Origin of the sequence: Roseomonas genomospecies 6, assembly GCF_008365375.1 — a bacterium.
Classification (GTDB): domain Bacteria; phylum Pseudomonadota; class Alphaproteobacteria; order Azospirillales; family Azospirillaceae; genus Azospirillum.
This window is the reverse complement of sequence record NZ_QOKW01000101.1, coordinates 1-598: the sequence shown is the minus strand read 5'-3', so window position 1 is coordinate 598 and position 598 is coordinate 1. Positions and strand designations below refer to the sequence as shown.

Below are 598 nucleotides of genomic sequence, written 5' to 3'. Positions count from 1 at the left end.
CGAGGCGATGGACAGCGGCAAGCCGACGCTGATCAACGCCGTCATCGACCCCGACGCCGGGTCGGAGAGCGGCAACATCGGCAGCCTCAACCCCACCAGCGCCGTCCGCAAGGGACCCAAGACGTAAGGATCGCCGGATTTCCGGCTTCATGCCGGGCGGCCTGCCTTCAAAGGGAGGCCGCCCTTTTTAAAACACAGAGCACCACGGGGGGAACGACGATGGGGAAAGCTCTTGAAGGTGTGCGGGTTCTGGACTTCACCCACGTCCAGTCGGGTCCGACCTGCACCCAGCTTCTGGCGTGGTTCGGCGCCGACGTGATCAAGGTCGAGCGTCCGGGCGAGGGCGACATCACGCGCGCTCAGTTGCGCGACGTGCCCGACGCCGACAGCCTGTACTTCACCATGCTGAACCACAACAAGCGGTCCATCACGCTGGACACCAAGAACCCGGACGGCAAGCGCGTCCTGGAGGATCTGGTGCGCATCTGCGACGTGATGGTCGAGAACTTCGCCCCCGGCGTGCTCGACCGCATGGGCCTGACCTGGGAGCGCATCCAGGAGCTGAACCCCCGCATCATCGTCGCCTCGGTCAAGGGCT

At 65.2% G+C, this 598-nt stretch carries 1 protein-coding gene; it reads left to right on the top strand.

The window, feature by feature from the left end; genetic code table 11:
• Positions 1–219: 219 nt before the first annotated feature.
• Positions 220–598 (top strand): CoA transferase (locus DS843_RS30955; protein ID WP_208852373.1); only part of this gene is annotated, 379 nt, incomplete at its 3' end.